This is a genomic window from Spirillospora sp. NBC_01491, assembly GCF_036227065.1.
Lineage (GTDB): Bacteria > Actinomycetota > Actinomycetes > Streptosporangiales > Streptosporangiaceae > Spirillospora > Spirillospora xylanilytica.
Genome location: NZ_CP109432.1, coordinates 2870646 through 2890225, shown reverse-complemented (window position 1 = coordinate 2890225; position 19580 = coordinate 2870646). Strand labels below are relative to the sequence as shown.

Below are 19580 nucleotides of genomic sequence, written 5' to 3'. Positions count from 1 at the left end.
AAGAGCCCTGATCGAGAGAATGACGACGTGCCCCCGTACCTGCTAGGACTGCGCCTCGGCGGTCGCCGCGTCCTCGTCGTCGGCGGCGGCAGGGTCGCCCAGCGCCGGGTGCCGACCCTGGTCGCCGCCGGAGCCGAGGTGGTGCTGGTCTCTCCGGAGGTCACCCCCTCGCTCGAAGACCTGATCGGCGACGGGCGGGTCACCTGGCACCGCCGCCCCTACCGGCGCGGCGACTGCGCCGGCGCCTGGCTGGTGCAGGCCGTCACCGACGACGCCAAGGTCAACGGCGCCGTGATCGCCGAGGCCGAGGCGGCCCGGATCTGGTCGGTGCGCGCCGACGACGCCGAGTCCTCCCCGGCCTGGACACCGGCCGGCGGCCAGGTCGGCGAGACGACCGTCGGGGTGCTGTCCGGCGGCGACCCGAGGCGGGCCGCGGGCCTGCGCGACGCGATCGTCGACGGGCTCCGCGACGCCACCCTCCAATCCCGGCACTCCCGGCAGAAGCCCGTCGGCGTCGCCCTGGTCGGCGGCGGCCCCGGCGACGCCGGGCTGATCACCGTCCGCGGCCGGCAGCTCCTGGCCATGGCCGACGTCGTGGTCACCGACCGGCTCGCCCCCCGCGAGCTGCTCGACGAGCTCGCCGCCGACGTCGAGGTGATCGACGCGGCCAAGATCCCCTACGGCCGGACGCTCGCCCAGGACCGCATCAACGACCATCTGGTCGAGCACGCCCGGCAGGGCAAGTTCGTCGTCCGGCTCAAGGGCGGCGACCCGTTCGTGTTCGGCCGCGGCGGCGAAGAGGCCCTGCACTGCGCCCGGCACGGCGTCCCGGTCACCGTCGTCCCCGGCATCACCAGCGCGGTCGCCGTGCCGTCCGCGGCGGGCATCCCGGTGACGCACCGGGGCGTCGCGCAGGAGTTCCACGTGATCTCCGCGCACGTCCCCCCGGACCACCCCGACTCGACCGTCGACTGGGAGGCGATGGGACACGCCGGCGGCACCCTGGTGCTGCTCATGGCGGTCGAGCGGATGGCACTGATCACCACCGCCCTGATGCGCTATGGTCGGTCGTCCGATACGCCGGTCGCCGTGGTGCAGGACGGCACCCTCCCCGGCCAGCGGGCGCTGACGGCCACGCTCGGCACGGTGGCCGACGAGATGGCCGCGGCCGGAGTCAGGCCCCCGGCGATCGTGGTCGTGGGCGACGTCGTCAACGTGGCACGAGAGATCGACGTGATTCGAACGGACATGGGACGGGATCCGTGACACCCCCGGCAGAACAGAGCGCCATTCACGACGAGGAGGCGGGCACCGGCCCGGGACACGGGATCGAGGACGACACGGTGTCCGACAGCGACGCCACCACAGACGGCACCACCACAGACGGCACCACCACACACGACACCACCACACACGACACCGCCACAGACGACACGACCGCCGGGCAGCGCGGCGCCGACCGTTCGGAGAAGGCCACGGGCGAAGCCGGAACGAGCCGTGACAGCACCCCCGCCGACCCCCGCGCCCGCGCCCGGGAGCCCGGCGCGCCCGGCGCCGCCCAGGCCCCCGGGACGTCCGGCACGACGTACCGGCAGGGCGACCTCACCCGCGCCCTGACCGGGCTGCGCGACCAGCTCGGCGCGTTCGACTTCGTGCTCGACGTCGACGGGGTCGCCGAGGCCCGCGAGGCGCGCACCGAGCTGCGCAACCAGCTCGACGACTACGTCCTGCCGCGGATCCAGGCGGCCGGCAAGCCGATGCTGGTGGTCCTCGGCGGATCCACCGGCGCCGGCAAGTCGACCCTGGTCAACACCCTGGTGGGCGCCCGGGTGAGCGCCACCGGCGTGCTCCGCCCCACCACCAGCAGCCCGATCCTGGTCTGCCACCCCGACCACGCCGACTGGTTCCTCAAGGGCCCGATGCTGCCCGGCATGGGCCGGGTCCGCGGTCCCGCGCCGGACGCGATCGCCGGCGACCAGCTCGTCATCATCGCCAGCGAGGCGCTGCCGCCCGGCCTGGCGCTGCTCGACAGCCCCGACTTCGACTCGGTCTTCGAGGACCACTACGAGTTCGCGACCAAGCTGATGGCCGCCGCCGACCTGTGGCTGTGCGTCACCACCGCCGCCCGCTACGCCGACGCGCAAGTCTGGCAGATGCTCCAGCGCGCCAAGGAGAACGGCGCCACCATCGGGGTCGTGCTGTCCCGCGTCCCGCAGGGCGCCGGCGGCGAGGTCGTCGAGCACTTCGGCGAGATGCTCGGCGAGAACGAGGTCGGCGACACCCGCCGCTTCACCGTCCCCGAGACCCGCATCGAGGAGAGCCGCCTCCCCGAGGAGGCCGTCGAGGACATCCGCTCCTGGCTCGTCGGCGTCGCCGAGAACACCGGCGACCGCGAGGTGATCGTCGGTGACACCCTCGCCGGCGTCCTCGACAGCTTCCGCACCCGCGTCCCCGAGCTGGCCCGCCAGGTCGAGGTCCAGGTCGAGCAGCGCACCGAGCTGGCGCGGCTGGTCGAGTCGTCCTACAGCACCGCGCTCGCCGAGCTCGACGAGGCCACCCGCAACGGGTCGCTGCTGCGCGGCGAGGTCCTCGCCCGCTGGCAGGACTTCGCCGGGACGGGCGACCTGCTGCGCGCCCTGCACGCCCAGCGCGCCCGCCGCGGACGGGGCGCCAGCCGGCGGCACCGCAGCCCCGCCCGGGTCCGCGCGCTCAAGGCGTCCCTGCGCAGCGGGCTCGAATCGCTGATCATGGCGTCCGCCGAGCACGCCGCCGAGCAGGTCCTCGCGCGCTGGCGCGAGCACCCCGCCGGCGGGCCGGTGGCGTCCGGCCCGGCCGCCGGGCTCGGGCACGTCTCGCCGGAGCTGTCCCGCCGCGTCACCCGCGCGGTCAGCGCCTGGCAGGACCACGTCCAGGAGCTCATCCGCACCGAGGGCGTCACCAAGCGCTCGGTCGCCAAGCTGGTCTCGTTCGACACCGAGGCCGTCTCGCTGGTCCTGACGATCGGCCTGCTCGGCTTCGGCGCCTCCGACGTCAACGTCGAGGGCGGCAACAGCGCCGTCCCGCAGCGGCTGCTCAAGGCGCTGTTCGGCGCCGAGTCGCTGCGCGGCATGGGCGCCAAGGCCCGCGCCGACCTGCGCAGCCGCATCGGCATGCTGTTCGACGAGGAGGCGATCCGCTTCGGCCAGGCGCTCGACGCCGCCGGCATCCCCGACGAGACCGTCCCCGTCCAGCTCTACCAGGCCACCTACAACCTCGAGGTCGCCCGATGACCACCTCGGCCATGCCCGCCGGCTCCCAGGCGGACACCGGCGTTCCCGTCGCCGGAGCCGCCACCGCGGGGCCCGCGCCGGACGCGCCCGCGGCACCGACGCTCACCGAGCGGCTGGACGGCCTCGACCGGGTCGTCCAAGCCGGCGCCGGCCGGCTCGACCAGCCGCTCCTGGACGACGCGGGCGCCCTGCTGGGCCGGGCCGGGCAGCGGCTCCGGCTCTCCGGCGAGCACACCGTGATCACCCTCGCCGGCGGCACCGGCAGCGGCAAGTCCTCGCTCTTCAACGCCATCTGCGGACTGGAGCTGTCGCCCACCGGCGTGCGCCGCCCGATGACCTCCAAGGCGCACGCCTGCGTCTGGGGCCTGGACGGCGCCGGGCCGCTGCTCGACTGGCTCGACGTCGACAAGCGGCACCGCTACGCCCGCGCGAGCGCGCTCGACCTGGAACGCGCCGACAGCTCCCTCCAGGGCCTGGTCCTGCTCGACCTGCCCGACCATGACTCCATCCAGGCGCTGCACCGCGCCGAGGTCGACCGCTTCGTCACCATCGCCGACCTGCTCGTCTGGGTCGTCGACCCGCAGAAGTACGCCGACGCGGCGCTGCACCGCAACTACATCGTCCCGTTCGCCCGGTATGCCGGCGTCACCCTCATCGTGCTCAACCAGGTCGACCGGCTCCAGCCCGCCGAGATCGACGACTGCGTCGCCGACCTGCGCCGCCTGCTGGAGGCCGAGGGCCTCGCCGACCCGCGCATCGTGACCACCTCCGCGATCAGCGAGAAGGGCGTCGCCGGGTTCCGCGAGATCCTCGTCGACGCCGTCGCCGCCCGCCGTGCCCGCAGCGAGCGGCTCACCGCCGACGTCGACCGGACCGCCCGGCGGTTCGTCCCGCACCGCGGCGACACCGAGCCCGCGGCCGGCGTCGACGGCGAACGCCGCGGGGAACTCGTCCAGGCCCTGACCGACGCCGCCGGCGCGCCCGCCGTCGCCGAGGCGATGGAGAGCGCCTACGAGCTGCGCGCCGCCGACTTCGTCGGCTGGCCCGTCGCCGCGCTCGTCACCCGGCTGCGCTCGGACCCGCTCCGCCGGATGCGCCTCACCGAGCTGCGCGAGGAGCTGCGCGGCGCGTTCACCGGCCCGATCGGCGCCCAGCAGGGCGACGTCGACAACGCCGTGCAGGGCGTCACCGACGGCGTCACCGGCGACCTGCCGGACGCCTGGGCCCGCTCGGTCCGCGCCGCCGGGCGCTCCCACGCCGCCGAGCTCCCCGAGTCCCTCGGCGTCTCCCTCAAGGAGGCGCTGCCCACGTTCAACCAGGTGCCCCGCTGGTGGTGGCTGGTCAAGACCTGGCAGTACTTCCTGGTCCTGGTCGCGGTGCTGAGCGTGGTCTGGATCTGCCTGCTGGTCGCCTACGGCGTCTTCGAGGCGGGCGGCGACGACCCCGGAGCCCTGCTCGGCGAGGCCGGCCTGATCCCCTACGTCGCGGTCCTGGCCGTCTGTACCTGCGGCATGGGCTGGCTCACGTCCTCGGCCTGCCGCAACATGGTCGCGCTCTCCTCCGCCAAGCACGGCGACCGCATGGAGGAGCACATGCGCGAGAGCATCGAACGCGTCGCCGACGAGAAGGTGCTCGAGCCCGTGGCCGAGGAGCTGCGCGTCTACGCCCGCTTCCGCGAGGACGTCGACGTCGCGCTCGGCTGAGTTATCCACAGTTCCGCACGCCCCTTCCGCTCCACGGTGACGGGCCGTCACCGTGGAGCCATGAACGAAGCCCACATCACCCTCACCGGCTGGATCGCTGCCGACCCCTACTACGCCGTCACCGGCAACGGCACCCCGTTCCTGTCCCTCCGGGTCGGCTGCACGCCCCGCCGCTACGACCGCCAGTCCGGCCAGTGGCAGGACCTCGACACGATGTTCCTGGTGGTCAACTGCTGGCGCGGCCTCGCCGACAACGTCAACGCGTCCGAGTTCAAGCGGGGCCATCCCGTAGTGGTCACCGGCCGGCTGCGCGTCCGCCAGTACGAGCGCGACGGCCAGTGGCGGTTCTCCGCCGAGGTCGAGGCCACCACCCTCGGGCACGACCTGAGCCGCGGCACCGCCGACTTCCGCCCCGTCCAGCGCGGCGGCGCGCTCACCGACGACGACCGCCGGGAGGCCCGCGACGCCACCGACCAGTGGGCCCTCAGCGGCCCGCTCGACGCCGAGGAGGAGCAGCCCAAGGCCGCCTGACCGCCCCGGCCGGGGGCACTCACCGCGATCGACGCCGACTCCCTCCGCGCCCGCTTCGGCGAACCGACCGACCACAGCGGGCGGGTGCGGCAGGAGAGAGGGGTGTGGTGCGAGTGAAGGGCGGGAGACGGGGGAAGGCTGATCGGGGACGCCCGGACACCGGATAGCAGGCCCGTGCGCGGTCCTTGTCGGGAGGGCGTACGGGCCTGGGCGCCCCGCCGGGGCGGGGTGCGCTCCGGAGGCTTAAGGGGATGCCGCCGGGGGAACGGTCGGGCGATCGCCTTTGGTCACTTCTCCCTCGGTCGCGGGGGCGTCATCCGGCGTGCCGCCGGCCGCCGCCCCCGCCGTCGGGGTGCGGGCCGCCTTTTAGATCCAGGAAACGCCGCGCATGGTGTTCTCCCCCTCAGGATGTGCTGAGGACCGCGTGTTCGCAGGTCCTGCGGCAGGTGACCAGAGCGGTCACCCACATGTGCCCTTTCGAAGGTACCGGTTTCCGGCCCGCTCCGCACACGTTGCAACTATCGTGTTACACAACGTGATGCATAGGGGGGAAGGATGACGGCAGTGCAGTCGTCCGCCGAGGACCATGGTGGGGACTTGGCCCAGAAGCCCCAGCGCAGGGGGGTTTTGCGGGGTTCGTCCCTGCTGGCCGTCTACGTGCCCGCGGTCGTCGCGGTCCACCTCGCGCTCACCGTCGCGGGCCTGGTGAGCACTCCGCTCCGAATCAACGATCTCCTGACATTTTCCGCTCTGCTTGCCTGCGGGGCGGTCTGCATCGAGGCTTCGCGCCGGCTGGGCATGCCCGCGGGGGTCGCCCGCGACCTGCTGTCGGCCTGGTGGCTGCCGGTGGCGCTGCTGCTGCCGCCGGTCTACGCGCTGCTGATCCCCATCCCGTTGCAGGCGCTCCTCCAGTTCAGGGTCCGCAGGACCCTGGTGTACCGCAGGCTCCTGGTGATGTCGGCGCACGGCATCGCGGGGGCGTGCGCGTCGCTGGTCTTCCACCTGGTGGTGCCCGAGCCGCTGGCGGGCACACCGCAGTGGATCGTCGACGTGACCCCCGGCATCCCGGTCGCGGTCGGCTGCGCGGCCCTGTTCACCGTGGTCATCTCGGCGCTGGTGGCGATCGCCGCGCACGCGGCCAACCCCGAGAGCCGCTGGCGCGACGTGCTGTGGAACCGGGAGAGCCTGCTGCTCGACGTGGTGGAGTTGTGCGTGGGGATGCTGGTGGCGATCACCAGCACGCTGTCGCTGGGGCTGCTGCTGCTGGCGCTCCCCCCGGTCGTGCTGCTCCAGCGCAGCCTGATGCACCAGCAGTTGCAGGCGGCGGCCCGGACCGACGCCAAGACCGGGCTGCTGAACGCCGCCGCCTGGCAGCGGGAGGCCGACACCGAGCTGTCCCGGTCCCAGCGCACCCATGACCCGCTGGCCCTGCTGCTGATCGACATCGACTACTTCAAGCGGGTCAACGACACCCACGGGCACCTGATCGGCGACCAGGTGCTGGTCGGGGTGGCCAGCACGCTGTGCGGCCAGCTCCGCGACTACGACGTGGTGGGCCGGTTCGGCGGCGAGGAGTTCGTGGTGCTGCTGCCCGGCGCCGACACGGTGGAGGCGTGCCGCGTCGCCGAGCGGCTGCGCGGCCGGGTGCGCAGGCTGGCGGTGCCGGCCGAGGAGGGCACCGTGGCGGTGACGATCTCGGTGGGCGTCTCGCTGTTCCGGATGCACGGGGAGGACCTGATCGAGCTGCTGGCCGCCGCCGACCTCGCGCTCTACCGGGCCAAGGAGTCCGGCCGGGACCGGGTCTGCCTGCCCGCGGTCGACGGGCCCAAGGCCCCGGGGGGCTGAGCCGGGCGGGCGCGCCGTCCGGGCCCTGCATCGACCGGTCCGGGAACCCCCTAGGCTTGACGATATGGCCGAGTACATCTACACGATGCAGCGTGTGCGCAAGGCACATGGCGACAAGGTCGTCCTCGACGACGTCACCCTGCACTTTCTGCCCGGCGCCAAGATCGGTGTCCTGGGCCCGAACGGCACCGGTAAGTCGACGCTGCTGCGGATGATGGCCGGTCTGGACCAGCCGTCCAACGGCGACGCCCGCCTGATGCCGGGCTTCACGGTCGGCATGCTCCAGCAGGAGCCGCCGCTCAACGAGGCCAAGACGGTGCTCGGCAACGTCGAGGAGGGCGTCGCCGAGACCAAGGCGATGCTCGACCGGTTCAACGAGATCGCCGAGAAGATGGCGACCGACTACTCCGACGAGCTCATGGCCGAGATGGGCAAGCTCCAGGACAAGCTCGACCACCGCAACGCGTGGGACCTCGACAGCCAGCTTGAGCAGGCGATGGACGCGCTGCGCTGCCCGGCGCCCGACGCCGACGTCACCACCCTGTCGGGTGGTGAGCGGCGCCGCGTCGCGCTGTGCAAGCTGCTGCTGGAGTCGCCCGACCTGCTGCTGCTGGACGAGCCCACCAACCACCTCGACGCCGAGAGCGTCCAGTGGCTGGAGCAGTTCCTGGCCAAGTACGAGGGCACCGTCCTGGCCGTCACGCACGACCGGTACTTCCTCGACAACGTCGCCACCTGGATCCTGGAGCTCGACCGGGGCCGCTGCCACCCCTACGAGGGCAACTACTCCACCTACCTGGAGAAGAAGGCCGAGCGGCTCAAGGTCGAGGGCAACAAGGACGTCAAGCGCAAGAAGCGCCTGGAGGACGAGCTGGAGTGGGTCCGCTCCAACCCCAAGGCGCGGCAGACCAAGAGCAAGGCCCGGCTGGCGCGGTACGAGGAGATGGCCTCCGAGGCGGCCAAGACCCGCAAGCTCGACTTCGAGGAGATCCAGATCCCGCCGGGCCCCCGCCTCGGCAACACGGTGATCGTCGCCGAGAACCTCACCAAGGGCTTCGATGACCGGGCCCTGATGGAGGGCCTGTCGTTCACCCTGCCGCCGAACGGCATCGTCGGCGTCATCGGCCCGAACGGCGTCGGCAAGACCACCCTGTTCCGGATGGTCGTCGGTGAGGAGCGGCCCGACTCGGGCGTGCTGCGGGTCGGCGAGACGGTCAAGGTGTCCTACGTCGACCAGGGCCGCGGCGGCATCGACCCGAAGAAGAACGTATGGCAGGTCGTCTCCGACGGGCTCGACCACATCAACGTCGGCCAGGTCGAGATGCCCTCGCGGGCCTACGTGGCGGCGTTCGGGTTCAAGGGCCCCGACCAGCAGAAGCCCGCGGGCGTGCTGTCGGGCGGTGAGCGCAACCGGCTCAACCTGGCGCTGACCCTCAAGCAGGGCGGCAACGTGCTGCTGCTGGACGAGCCCACCAACGACCTCGACACCGAGACGCTCTCCAGCCTGGAGAACGCGCTGCTGGAGTTCCCCGGCTGCGCCGTCATCACCTCGCACGACCGCTGGTTCCTCGACCGCATCGCCACGCACATCCTGGCGTGGGAAGAGGGCTCCCAGTGGTTCTGGTTCGAGGGCAACTACGCCGACTACGAGAAGAACAAGATCGACCGGCTGGGCGCCGACGCCGCCCGTCCGCACCGGGTCACGCACCGCAAGCTGACCCGCTGAGGCACCGGGGCCGGCGGCCGTGCGGAGTGATCCGCACGGCCGCCGGCTTTCGTATGGGTGGTCACCGGGTCCGCGCGGTCGCCGGTTTCCCCTGCGCGCGGGGCGTCCGGCCGGTGGCCTCCCGCGGGCGGGGCGGCGGGTAGCATCGGCGCGACCGTCCCCCCACGTCACCGACCCCCAGGCGAGGACATGCAGCACACCGACCTGCCCGCGGCCGAGTACAGGCACGTCTACGAGTTCCACCTCCGGTTCGGCGACATCGACTCCCAGGGACATGTCAACAACGTCAAGTTCGTCGGCTACCTGGAGGACGCGCGGCTGGAGATGCTCCACGGCGACCCGGTGCGCAAGGGGGAGCAGCCGGTCCGCGGCATGGTGATCTCGCGGCACGAGGTCGACTACAGGCTGCCGCTGCTGCCGACCGTCCACCCGGTCCGGGTGGAGACGTGGGTCACCGAGGCCCGCGCCGCCTCGTTCAAGCTCGCCTACGAGGTGCGCGACGACGAGAACGTGTACGTGACCGCCACCTCGACCCTGGTCGCGTTCGACGTGGAGGCCGGCCGGCTGCGCCGCTTCACCCCGCAGGAGCGCGCGTTCATCGGCCGCTACATGGCACCCGCGGCCTGACGGTCCCCGCTGCATCCCGATCGGTATCCTGATCGTGGACCGTCCCCGGTCCGGGTGGCGTCGGAGGTCACGGGCAGGAGGGCGACATGCCCGCGACGGTCGGGATCCGCGGCGCGCGGCTGGACGACGCCGCGCCCCTCGTCCGGCTCTACCAGGCCGACCGCGACCATCTGCGCCGCTGGGTACCGGAGCGGGACGACTCCTTCTTCACCCCCAAGGGGCAGACCGACGACCTTCGCGGCCTCCTTGAGGCGCAGGCCGCGCGGAAGCTGTGGCCGGGCGTCGTGCTGGTGGACGGGGCGGTCGCCGGGAGGGTCACGCTCGACAACATCCTGCGCGGCCCCATGCAGAGCTGCCTTGTCGGGTACTGGGTGGCGCGCGCGCACACCGGCCGCGGGGTCGCGACCGAGGCGGTGCGGCAGGTGCTCGACCTGGCCTTCCGGCATCTGCGGCTGCACCGGGTGGAGGCCTGCACCCGGGTCGACAACCTCGCCTCGCAGCGGGTGCTGGACCACAACGGCTTCAGGCTGGTGGGTACCGCCCGGCGGCATTTCTACGCTGAGGGCCGCTGGCACGACGAGCGCGTCTTCGAGCGGCTGGCCCCATGGGACGACGGAGTGTCCCTCTTCCCCCGCCCCGACCTGGGGTAGTACCCAGGACGTCCGGCGGGCGCGACTCGTCACGGATCAGTAACAAGCCCGACAGGGATTCGTTCTGGGTGCCTTTCTCCCTTTAAGGTCACGACGCGAATTGTGGAGATCCCACGTGGAAGGGGGAAGATGCGGCGCTTCACACGAGGAGCGATGGCCCTGCTGCTCGCCGCGGGAGTCACCGGTGCCGGCACCACGGCCCGGGCGGCCGTTCCCGGTGCCCCGGACGACATCGCGGCCCGGCTCAAGGCGATCCCCGGCATGACGGTGACGGAGAAGACCTCCACGCTGCCCGGCTACCGGTGGTTCTGGCTCCAGTACCGGCAGCCGGTCGACCACCGCAAGCCCAAGGGACCGTGGTTCGAGCAGCGGATCATGTTGCAGCACAAGGCGGACGACCGGCCGATGGTGCTGTACACCAGCGGCTACGACACCCCCGAGACGATGTTCAAGAGCGAGCCGGCGGCGCTGGTCGACGGCAACCAGATCTCGGTCGAGTACCGCTACTTCACCCCGTCCAGGCCCGAGCCGGCCGACTGGAAGAAGGACACGATCTGGCAGGCGGCCACCGACGAGCACCGGATCATCGGGGCGCTGAAGCGGATCTACCGGACCCGGTGGATCTCCACCGGCGCGAGCAAGGGCGGCATGACCGCCGTCTACCACAAGCGCTTCTACCCCCGCGACGTCGACGGCAGCGTGGTCTACGTGGCGCCGAACGACGTGAAGAACGACGAGGACAGCGCCTACGACCGGTTCTTCGCCAAGGTTGGCAGCGACCCGGAATGCCGCGTCCACGTGAAGTCGCTGGCCCGCGAGTTCCTCAAGCGGCGCCCCGCGATGCTCCAGCGTTTCAAGGCCGACGCCGCCGAGAACGGCTGGACCTTCTCCACGCTGCGCACGCCCGACCGCGCCTTCGAGAACTCCGTCATGGACTACGAATGGGGCTTCTGGCAGTACAGCCTGCAAGCGGACTGCGCGACCCTGCCCGCGGTGAACGCCTCCGATGACGAGATCTACAAGACGCTCGACACGATCTCCGGACTGTCGTACTACACCGACCAGGGCCTGGCCCCCTACGTTCCGTACTACTACCAGGCGGGGACGCAGCTCGGCTGGCCGAAGCCGCAGTTCACGAGCCTGCGCCCGCTGCTGCGTCACGAGGACAGCTACAAGGCCCGCACCTACGTCCCGAAGAGCATCCCGATGCGCTTCGACGGCGGCACGGCGATGCGCGACATCGACGCCTGGGTGCGCGGCCACGGGAGCCGGATGCTGTTCCTGTACGGGGCGAACGACCCGTGGGGCGCCGAGCCGTTCCGGCTGGGCGAGGGCAGCCGCGACTCGGCCGTCTACACCGCGCCGGGCATGAACCACAGCGGCAAGCTGATCGAGAAGCTGCCGGACGCGCAGCGCACCAAGGCGGTCTCCGACCTGCTGCGGTGGGCGGACGTGAAGCCGGACGCGCAGGCGTTCAGCAACGTCCCGTCCGACGCCGTCGACCCGCTCCAGTTGCAGCGCCCGCCGCTGTAACCGCGCCACGCAGGCCCGCGGCGTGCCGTTCCCTTCCGGGAGGCGGCACGCCGCCGGGGTTCGCGCCGTGGTCTCGACCGGCTCTCAGCCGGACGGGACGAGCCAGGCCGAGGAGTTGCCCGCCAGCAGGTCGCCGTGCAGCGGCGCGCTGGTCAGCAGGACGCTGCCGGACGGCATTCGCACCGGGTCCTCGCCGCAGTTGAGGGCGCAGGCGAACGGTCCGCGCCGGAAGATCAGTGCGGTCTCGGGGGAGTCCAGCCACTCCACGCCGTCCGGCAGGTCGGCCGTCAGCAGCCGGCGCCGCGCCAGGGCCTCGCGGTAGAACGACAGCGTGGACGCCGGGTCCGGGGCCTGTGCCTCGGCGGTCAGCGCCGCCCAGCCGGCGGGCATCGGCAGCCAGGGCCGGACGCCGTCGGCCGAGAACCCGTACGGCTCGGTCTTCCCCGACCACGGCAGCGGGACGCGGCAGCCGTCGCGGCCCGGCTCCCCGCCCGCGCTCTGCGTCCAGATCGGATCCTGGCGGGCGGCGTCCGGCAGATCGGTCACTTCGGGCAGGCCGAGCTCCTCGCCCTGGTAGAGGTAGGCCGAGCCGGGGAGCGCCAGCATGAACAGCAGCGCCGCCCGCGCCCGCGCCGGACCGAGGCCGGGCGCGCTCCCCGGCCGCCCGTACCGGGTCACGTGCCGGACGGAGTCGTGGCTCGACAGCACCCAGGTCGGTGCCGCGCCGGCCCCCGCGACGGCCGCCAGCGCCGAGGCGACCACGTCCCGGAACGCCGGCGCCGACCACGGCGCGAGCTGGAGGTCGAACTGGAACACCTGGTGCAGCTCGTCCGGACGCAGGTAGAGCGCGAGGTCCTCGGGACCCTCGGTCCAGACCTCGCCGATCGCCATCCGGTCGCCGTCGTACTCGTCCAGGATGCGCCGCCAGGCCCGGTACACCGGGTGGATCTCCGACCGGGCGTAGACCGGGCCGTGCAGCGCGCGCCGGTCCCGGCCGCCGAGATCGCCGTACGTCCCGTCCTTGAACAGGCCGGCGGCGACGTCGATGCGGAAGCCGTCCACCCCGCGGTCGAGCCAGAACCGCAGGATGTCCTCGAACTCCCGCCGCACCTCGGGGTTGCGCCAGTTGAGGTCCGGCTGCTCGGGGGTGTAGAGGTGCAGGTACCACTCGCCGTCTGGCAGCCGCGTCCAGGCCGGCCCGCCGAACGCCGAGGGCCAGTCGTTGGGCGGCCCCTCGGCCGCGCCGGCCGGGCCCGCCGCGCCAGCCGGGCCCGCCGCGCCAGCCGGGCCCGCCGGTCCGCCCGGGCGGAAGAGGTAGCGGTCGCGGGCCGGCGAGCCGGGCGGCGAGGCCAGCGCCTCCTGGAACCAGCGGTGCCGGTCGGAGGTGTGGTTGGGGACGATGTCGACGATCAGGCGGAGTCCGTGCCCGTGCGCGGCGGCGACCAGGTCGTCGAAGTCGCCGAGCGACCCGAACCGCGGATCGACCGCGCGGTAGTCGGCGACGTCGTAGCCGCCGTCGGCCAGGGGGGAGCGGTAGAACGGGGTGAGCCAGAGGGCGTCCACGCCCAGGTGGCGGAGGTGGCCCAGCCGGGACCGCACCCCGCGCAGATCACCCTCACCGTCACCGTCCGCGTCGGCGAAACTGCGGACGTACACCTCGTACACGACGGCATTGCGCCACCAGGGGGTCAGCGTCATACATGCCGATCTACCCGGTTATGACGGGGCGTTCACCATGCTCCGCGCGGCCATCGTGAAGTAGTTCCAGAGCTTCTCGTCGAGCTCCTCGGGGAGCTTCAGCTCGTCCACCGCCGCGCGCATGTGCCGCATCCAGGCCGCGCGCTCGGGCTCGCCGATCACGAACGGCACGTGCCGCATCCGCAGCCGGGGATGCCCGCGCTCCCGGCTGTAGGTGTTGGGGCCGCCCCAGTACTGGATCAGGAAGAGCCGGAGCCGGTCCTCGGCGGGGCCGAGATCCTCCTCCGGGTACATGGGGCGCAGCAGGGGGTCGCCGGCGACCCCCTGGTAGAAGCGGTGGACCAGCCGCCGGAAGGTCTCCTCACCGCCGACCGCTTCGTAGAACGTCACTTCATGAGCCATAACGGTCCCCACTCTATGTGAGACGGGCGCCCTCCCGATGCGGGATCGGTCACCTTGATCGGCGAACCCGGACGGCCCGGCGGGACGCTCCGGAGCCTCGCCGCCGAAGATCGTCCGGACGCGGGCTCCGGGCCCGGCTCGGGACCGGGCTCAGGACGCGGCGGAGGGGGTGGCGACCGAGACGCCGGCGTCGTCGAACGCGCGCTTGACGCGCTCGCGCAGCTGCCGGGCCACGTCGCCCTGCCGGCCCGGGGCGGTCTTGAGGACGATCCGGATGACCAGCGCGTCGCCGCCCAGCGACTGCACGCCCCAGACCGACGGCTCCTCCAGGATGACGCTCTGCCACTTGGGGGTGGCGGCCATCTCGTCGGCGACGGTCTGGAGGATCCGCTTGACCTTCTCGGTGTCCTCCTGGATGTCCACCGGGATGTCCAGGACGGCCCGGCCCCAGTTCTGGGACTCGTTGCCGACCTTTTTGATCTCGCCGTTCGGGACGTACCAGACGACGCCGTTGACGTCGCGCATCCGGGTGACCCGCAGGGTGACGGCCTCGACCGTCCCCTTGGCGCCGCCGACGTCGATCACGTCGCCGACCCCGTACTGGTCCTCCAGCAGCATGAACAGCCCGGCCAGCAGGTCCTTGACGATGTTCTGCGCGCCGAAGCCGACCGCGACGCCGATCACGCTGGCGCTGGCCAGGATGGGCGCCAGATTGAGGCCGAGCGAGCCCAGGATGCTGAACATCGCGGTGCCGAGGATCACCACCGAGGCGATCGACCGCAGCACCGAGCCGAGGGTCTTGGCGCGCTGCGCCCGCCGCTGGTTGAGCAGGGCGGGGCTGCCGTCGAAGGCGGTGCGGTTGCGCTCGCGCACCTTCTCGGCCATCGTGCCCTCGGCCATCCGGAGCGTGATCTGAGTGATCATCCGGTGCGTGAGCCGGCGCAGCAGCAGCGCGATCATGAAGGTCAGCACGATCAGGAACAGCGTGCCGAGCGGCTTGTCGAGCCAGGTGTTGAAGAAGCGGGTGAATCCCTCGTTGTGCGACACGTTCCAGGCCATCCGGCAACCGATGCTGGGGTGCTCGGTGACGCACGCCTTCTCGGGCGTTCCGTCCTGCATCCAGGGCATCGCGGCGACGAGAGCGAGTGACATGGGGCAGACCCTCCCCGGCCGGTTGTGGGTGTAGCTGCACATCGCCGTGCGTCCGCGGCGGTACGAGCCCGATCGTAGAGGACGGTGACGAGCGGTTCGTACGCCGCGGGGCGATGTGCAGCGACCCGGCCGGGGCGGGCCTGCCCGGATGCCGCGGGCCTGGTGAGGGGGGACCGCACCGGGCCCGCGGCGGGTTCATCGCGGCCGTCCCGCGCCGGTGCGCGGTTCGTCCGGCCGCGGGCGCGCCGGGGAACGAACGTGCCCCGCGGGGTCCGCGGCTGCCGCGCCGTTCCGGCCACGGCCCGCGGGGCACGTCCGGCTCTAGGGGTGGCCCGGCGGCCACTCTCTCGTCGGGGCCGCGCCATGCGGCTCCAGCCCCCGGGCCTCGAACCTGTGCGCGTCCCGGCCGTCCCGCGCGCCCCGGACGTCCCGGGTCTCGCGCGAGCCCCAGGAGTCCCGCGGGTCCCGTGCTTCGCGGCGTTCGCATCTCTCGCGCCGCAGCGGTTCGAGGACGCGGGCCAGCTTCAGGGCGGCGCCCCCCGGGTCGTCCACCCGGTGCATGCGCTCGCCCCAGGACCACCAGTAGTAGTGATCGTGCGTCTCCGGAGCCGGCGCGCACGTCACATCCTCGGCCAGGCTCGCCGCGTCCGGGTTGACCACCCGAAGGAAGGCCGGTCCCGATCTGGTCCGGACCACGCGGGCCACGAGCCCGCGCGTGTCGAGCTCGTGCTCCAGCTTCTCGAGGAAGCCGACGCGTATGTCGCTGACCACCTGCGCACCCCCTCCATCGTCGTGCTGCGAGGACTGCTCCGGCGTTCCCGTGCGATCGTCGCCGTCCCCGCCGGGCCGCGGCCGAGGGGCGCTCCTTGATCGGACGCTCCGGATGCGTCCGGTCACTCCCGGCGAGAGTTGCAACTCTCACGGTGCTCGGTCAAGGGCACGGCTGTCCGCCGAAGCGGGGGATTACCCCACTTCGGGAGGAGGTTCGTCCTCCTTGGGAGGAAGAATCTCTACCCAGGGATCTGAGGGTGCACCCGAGCCCCTTCCCTTTCCCGGGAATGGCTTGGCCAGCCCCCTCCGTAGGGTTACGCTGCGTGCGCGAGAGATTATCTCTCGTGGCCATCCAGCAACCCGGTCGCCGTGGCCGGCAGCGGGTCCCGTGGCCGGGGCCGGCGACCGGGCTCAGCGGTGAGGAGGCCGGAATCGATGTCGGACCCCCCGCGCAAAGAGACGGAGATAGCGCGAACGATCCGTGCTAGCGGTCTGGCACGGGGGCGCTGTGCCGTGGACATCGCCCGCGATATCCACGACCAATGCGGTCCCCTTTTCGGAACCAGCAAGGTCAAGGCGCACCGCCTTTCGCACGGTGTCTCGCTGTCCGACATCGTGGCCCAGGTCAGAGCGCTGTACGAGATCGACGGCAAACCGCCGCCCCGGCTCGGGGAGACGCTGCTGTCGGCGTACGAGAGCGCCTACAAGCGGCCCGGGCCCGCGTACCTGCACTACCTCTGCGCCGTCTACCGGGTCGAACCCGACGACCTCGGCTACCAGGGCCCCTGCATCTGCGGCCGCGGCCACGCGGTCCGGCCGGGCGCCGCTCCCGCCTCCCCCCGGCGGGGATCGGAGCGGCGGCCGGAGCGGGAGCCCGAACCGCTGATCGGGGCGGTCGTCACCAGGCCCGACGACCGCAACTGGATGCCAGTCAACGAAGTTCGGGGACTCGACCGCGCCGCGGGTCCCATCTCCATCGATGTGGGAGAGGAGGACATCGTGCTTCGCAGGACACTTCTGCAACTCCTGGCCGGAGCGGGCGTGGCGCTCGACGGCCAGTTCCTCGGGGCGGTCGACAACCTTCGTCGCAAGATGGACGACACCCTGGTCAGCGCGACGGTGTCGCCGACGATGCTCGACCAGTGGGAGGAGACCACCTTCGGCTACGGCCAGCAGTACCAGGCGACCCCCTCGCTGCGGCTGCTGTGCGACGTGCTGCTGGACTTCAGCGAGGTGCGCCGCATGTGCGACAAGCGGCAGCCGGTCGAGCTCCAGGAACGGCTGTGCCGGATCGCCGCCCAGCTGTCCGGGCTGTCCGGGCTGATCATGATCAACCTGGGCGACCACCGGCTGGCCCGGTCGTTCTTCCGTACCGCCCGGTCCGCCGCCGACGAGACCAACGACCGCGGGCTGCGCGCCTGGGTCACCGTCCGCGAGTCCCTGGTGCCGATGTACTACGGCGATCCGCGCGAGGCGCTGCACCTGGCCCGCAAGGCCCAGGACCTGGCCGGACGCACGCCTGGGGTCGCGGCGGCGATGGCGCCGGCCGTCGAGGCCCGCGCGCTCGGCATGCTGGCCATGCGCGGACGCGGCGACGCCGCGCCGGGCGCCCGCCGCGCGCTGGTGCGCGGCAGGGCGGTCTTCGACCAGCTCTCCAAGGCCGACACCAACGACCTGGTGTTCGGCTTCACCGACCGGCAGATGGCCTTCTACGAGGGCGACACCTTCACCAGCCTCGGCGACCACCGGCACGGCGACGAGGTGCTGAGCCACGCGCTCACGCTGTACGCCCCGTCCGACCGGGTCGACCTGACGCTGGTGCGGCTCGACCGCGCCTCCTGCAAGCTGCACGCCGGACATCCGGAGGCGGCGCTGACCGCGGGCCAGGAGGCCATCCTGGAACTGCCGCCCGAGCACCGCTCCGACATCCTGGTCCACCGGGCCCGCCAGATCGGCGCCGCGGTGAACGCCAAGCACGGCGAGATCCCGGCGCTCAAGGACTTCTACGAGGCGCTGGCCGGCCCATGGAGTAAGAGCCCGACCCAGCAGGCCCCCGCCGTCCCGCCCTCCGAGCAGGTCTGACCCGGTCATGGGAACGCCCGACGGCGCCCCGTGGCGGAGCGATCCCGCCAAGGGGGCGCGGACCCTGGTCCGGCTCCAGGCGGAGCCGCCCGCATGGGCCTTCGCCGACCTGCGCCTGCGGCGCTACCACGCCGCCGACCACGCCACCGTCCTCGACCTGCACCGAGAGGGACTGGCCCAGGTGGGCCTGCGTCCCGGCGACGGCGTCTACTACGACCACGACTTCTTCCGGATGGAGGACATCTACCTCCGCAACGACGGGGAGTTCATCGTCGGCGAGGTGGCCGGACGCATCGTCGCCATGGGCGGCCTGCGCCGGGCCGACCTGATCCCCGGCGGCAGCGCGCGGGCGTACGGCGGCTACGCGCCCGGCAGTCCCGTGCTCGACGTGGTCGAGATGGTGCGGCTGCGCGTCCGTCCCGCCGCCCAGCGGCGCGGCTATGGCGCGGCCATGGTCCGCGCCCTGGAGGAACGTGCCGGCGAGTACGGCTACCGGGTCCTGCGGGCCGACACCACCGAGCTCCAGGGCCCGGCGCTCGCGCTCTACCGCAAGTTCGGCTGGAAGGAGACCAGGCGCGAGATGATCGGCGGCATCACCAACATCCACATCGAGAAGCCGCTCCGCTGACGAGCCGATGACGGCCCCCGCTCGCATCGTCTCGGGGGCGATGCGAGCGGGGTTTCGGGGCTGCGGGCCGGGCCGCGGTCAGGGGCGGCGGGCGCCGGCGAGCTGCATCAGCGGGTAGCGGCGCCGCCGGACGTCGCTGAAGCCCCGCTCGGTGAGGGCCCGGACGACCTCGCGGTCGCCGAACATGGTGACGCCCGCGGCCCGGCCGATCAGCTCGGTGCCCAGGCGGGAGACCGGGAGCGCCGGCCGCCGGGTGGTGAGGACGACCAGCCGGCCGCCGGGCTTGAGCACCCGGGTCATGCTGTCGATCGCCGCCCAGGGATCGTCGAACAGGTAGAGCGCGCCGAAGCAGCAGACGGCGTCGAACGTCGCGTCCAGGAACGGCAGGTGGACGGCGTCGCCGCGGACGTACCCGATCTCGGCACCCCGCGGATCGGCGCCCCTCCCGGAACCCGGCCGGACCGCGGCCTCGGCGGTGGTCTCGACGGTGGCGGACACGGACGCGGTGGCCTCGGACGCGGCGCGGGCGAGCATGGTGGCGGCGGCGTCCAGGCCGACGACCAGGCCCCCGGCGGACACTCCCGCGGCCAGCGCCCGGGTGACGTTGCCCGGGCCGCAGGCCACGTCCAGGACGGTCGCGTCCGGGCGGCCGGCCGAGCCGGGACGGCCGAGGCCGAGCCAGTCGCGGGCCAGGGCGTGCTCGGCGGCGGTGTCCGGGCCGAGCGGCCACCCCTTGGCGAGGTTGAACCCGACCGGGCGCCAGATCCGCTCGTACACGCGCGGCAGGAACCTCGACTGCATGACCGACTGGGCCGGCGTCGGGGCGGGCCCGGCGGCGGGGCCGAGCAGGTCGAGGTAGCCCGCCGACCGGTCCGGATCGGCGGGCGGGCCGTCCAGGAGCAAGGCGATCCGGTCCAGCACGGGCGGGCTCTGCGCCAGGGAGGGGCTCACCCCGCTATTGGA

The 19580-nt window shown here is 72.6% G+C and carries 16 protein-coding genes; 11 read left to right on the top strand and 5 right to left on the bottom strand.

The features are described 5' to 3' along the window. Positions 1-27 precede the first annotated feature (27 nt). The 9 genes from cobA (at position 28) to OHA34_RS13465 (ending at position 11884) form a co-directional block, all read left to right on the top strand. Complete coding sequence (gene cobA / locus OHA34_RS13505; protein WP_285944145.1) at positions 28-1266, top strand: uroporphyrinogen-III C-methyltransferase; 1239 nt, start codon at positions 28-30, stop codon at positions 1264-1266. Then, on the top strand, positions 1263-3269 hold the full coding sequence (locus OHA34_RS13500) for an AAA family ATPase (RefSeq protein WP_329521772.1): 2007 nt from the start codon (positions 1263-1265) through the stop codon (positions 3267-3269). Before cobA ends, OHA34_RS13500 begins: the two co-directional genes overlap by 4 nt. Further along, positions 3266-4972, top strand: coding sequence for a GTPase family protein (locus tag OHA34_RS13495; protein WP_285944147.1), 1707 nt, complete (start codon positions 3266-3268; stop codon positions 4970-4972). The genes OHA34_RS13500 and OHA34_RS13495 overlap by 4 nt, the downstream gene beginning before the upstream one ends. Before the next feature lie 60 nt (positions 4973-5032). Then, complete coding sequence (locus tag OHA34_RS13490; RefSeq protein ID WP_285944148.1) at positions 5033-5503, top strand: single-stranded DNA-binding protein; 471 nt, start codon at positions 5033-5035, stop codon at positions 5501-5503. 555 nt (positions 5504-6058) lie between these two features. Then, on the top strand, positions 6059-7348 hold the full coding sequence (locus OHA34_RS13485; protein WP_329521771.1) for a sensor domain-containing diguanylate cyclase: 1290 nt from the start codon (positions 6059-6061) through the stop codon (positions 7346-7348). A gap of 64 nt (positions 7349-7412) precedes the next feature. Next, positions 7413-9074: an energy-dependent translational throttle protein EttA gene (gene ettA, locus OHA34_RS13480; protein ID WP_285944150.1), complete on the top strand. Its 1662-nt coding sequence runs from the start codon at positions 7413-7415 to the stop codon at positions 9072-9074. 189 nt (positions 9075-9263) lie between these two features. After that, positions 9264-9701, top strand: coding sequence for an acyl-CoA thioesterase (locus OHA34_RS13475; RefSeq protein ID WP_285944151.1), 438 nt, complete (start codon positions 9264-9266; stop codon positions 9699-9701). An 86-nt stretch (positions 9702-9787) separates the two neighbouring features. Next, the gene (locus OHA34_RS13470) at positions 9788-10351 is read left to right on the top strand and encodes a GNAT family N-acetyltransferase (RefSeq protein WP_285944152.1); all 564 of its coding nucleotides are present in this window, start codon (positions 9788-9790) and stop codon (positions 10349-10351) included. 129 nt (positions 10352-10480) lie between these two features. Next, the gene (locus tag OHA34_RS13465) at positions 10481-11884 is read left to right on the top strand and encodes a S28 family serine protease (RefSeq protein WP_329521770.1); all 1404 of its coding nucleotides are present in this window, start codon (positions 10481-10483) and stop codon (positions 11882-11884) included. 84 nt (positions 11885-11968) lie between these two features. Here the strand turns inward: OHA34_RS13465 and OHA34_RS13460 are convergent, their stop codons facing one another. The 4 genes from OHA34_RS13460 to OHA34_RS13445 form a co-directional block, all read right to left on the bottom strand. Then, positions 11969-13582 carry a glycoside hydrolase family 13 protein gene (locus OHA34_RS13460; protein ID WP_329521769.1) on the bottom strand — a complete coding sequence of 538 codons (1614 nt, stop codon included), beginning with the start codon at positions 13580-13582 and terminating at the stop codon, positions 11969-11971. A gap of 18 nt (positions 13583-13600) precedes the next feature. Next, the gene (locus OHA34_RS13455) at positions 13601-13972 is read right to left on the bottom strand and encodes a globin (RefSeq protein ID WP_329521768.1); all 372 of its coding nucleotides are present in this window, start codon (positions 13970-13972) and stop codon (positions 13601-13603) included. A gap of 162 nt (positions 13973-14134) precedes the next feature. Continuing rightward, positions 14135-15136, bottom strand: a complete 1002-nt coding sequence (locus OHA34_RS13450) for a mechanosensitive ion channel family protein (RefSeq protein ID WP_329521767.1) — start codon at positions 15134-15136, stop codon at positions 14135-14137. Between the two features lie 321 nt (positions 15137-15457). Continuing rightward, positions 15458-15907: a hypothetical protein gene (locus tag OHA34_RS13445; RefSeq protein ID WP_329521766.1), complete on the bottom strand. Its 450-nt coding sequence runs from the start codon at positions 15905-15907 to the stop codon at positions 15458-15460. A 513-nt stretch (positions 15908-16420) separates the two neighbouring features. Between OHA34_RS13445 and OHA34_RS13440 the strand changes: the two genes are divergently transcribed. Together OHA34_RS13440 and OHA34_RS13435 are read left to right on the top strand one after the other, a co-directional pair. Beyond that, a complete protein-coding gene (locus OHA34_RS13440; RefSeq protein ID WP_329521765.1) occupies positions 16421-17989 on the top strand; it encodes an XRE family transcriptional regulator in 1569 nt (522 codons plus the stop codon). Positions 17990-17996: 7 nt separating this feature from the next. Continuing rightward, a complete protein-coding gene (locus OHA34_RS13435; protein ID WP_285944159.1) occupies positions 17997-18617 on the top strand; it encodes a GNAT family N-acetyltransferase in 621 nt (206 codons plus the stop codon). Positions 18618-18695: 78 nt separating this feature from the next. Here the strand turns inward: OHA34_RS13435 and OHA34_RS13430 are convergent, their stop codons facing one another. Beyond that, positions 18696-19568 (bottom strand): methyltransferase domain-containing protein, encoded by an 873-nt coding sequence (locus tag OHA34_RS13430; protein ID WP_329521764.1) that lies wholly within the window; start codon positions 19566-19568, stop codon positions 18696-18698. Positions 19569-19580: the final 12 nt, after the last annotated feature.

Bases quoted from the DNA above. Each gene is read 5' to 3' on its own strand.
- OHA34_RS13485 (WP_329521771.1), top strand. From the start codon at position 6,059: ATGACGGCAGTGCAGTCGTCCGCCGAGGACCATGGTGGGGACTTGGCC.
- ettA (WP_285944150.1), top strand. From the start codon at position 7,413: ATGGCCGAGTACATCTACACGATGCAGCGTGTGCGCAAGGCACATGGC.
- OHA34_RS13470 (WP_285944152.1), top strand. From the start codon at position 9,788: ATGCCCGCGACGGTCGGGATCCGCGGCGCGCGGCTGGACGACGCCGCG.
- OHA34_RS13465 (WP_329521770.1), top strand. From the start codon at position 10,481: ATGCGGCGCTTCACACGAGGAGCGATGGCCCTGCTGCTCGCCGCGGGA.
- OHA34_RS13435 (WP_285944159.1), top strand. From the start codon at position 17,997: ATGGGAACGCCCGACGGCGCCCCGTGGCGGAGCGATCCCGCCAAGGGG.
- OHA34_RS13490 (WP_285944148.1), top strand. From the start codon at position 5,033: ATGAACGAAGCCCACATCACCCTCACCGGCTGGATCGCTGCCGACCCC.
- OHA34_RS13475 (WP_285944151.1), top strand. From the start codon at position 9,264: ATGCAGCACACCGACCTGCCCGCGGCCGAGTACAGGCACGTCTACGAG.
- OHA34_RS13450 (WP_329521767.1), bottom strand. From the start codon at position 15,136: ATGTCACTCGCTCTCGTCGCCGCGATGCCCTGGATGCAGGACGGAACG.
- OHA34_RS13495 (WP_285944147.1), top strand. From the start codon at position 3,266: ATGACCACCTCGGCCATGCCCGCCGGCTCCCAGGCGGACACCGGCGTT.
- OHA34_RS13460 (WP_329521769.1), bottom strand. From the start codon at position 13,582: ATGACGCTGACCCCCTGGTGGCGCAATGCCGTCGTGTACGAGGTGTAC.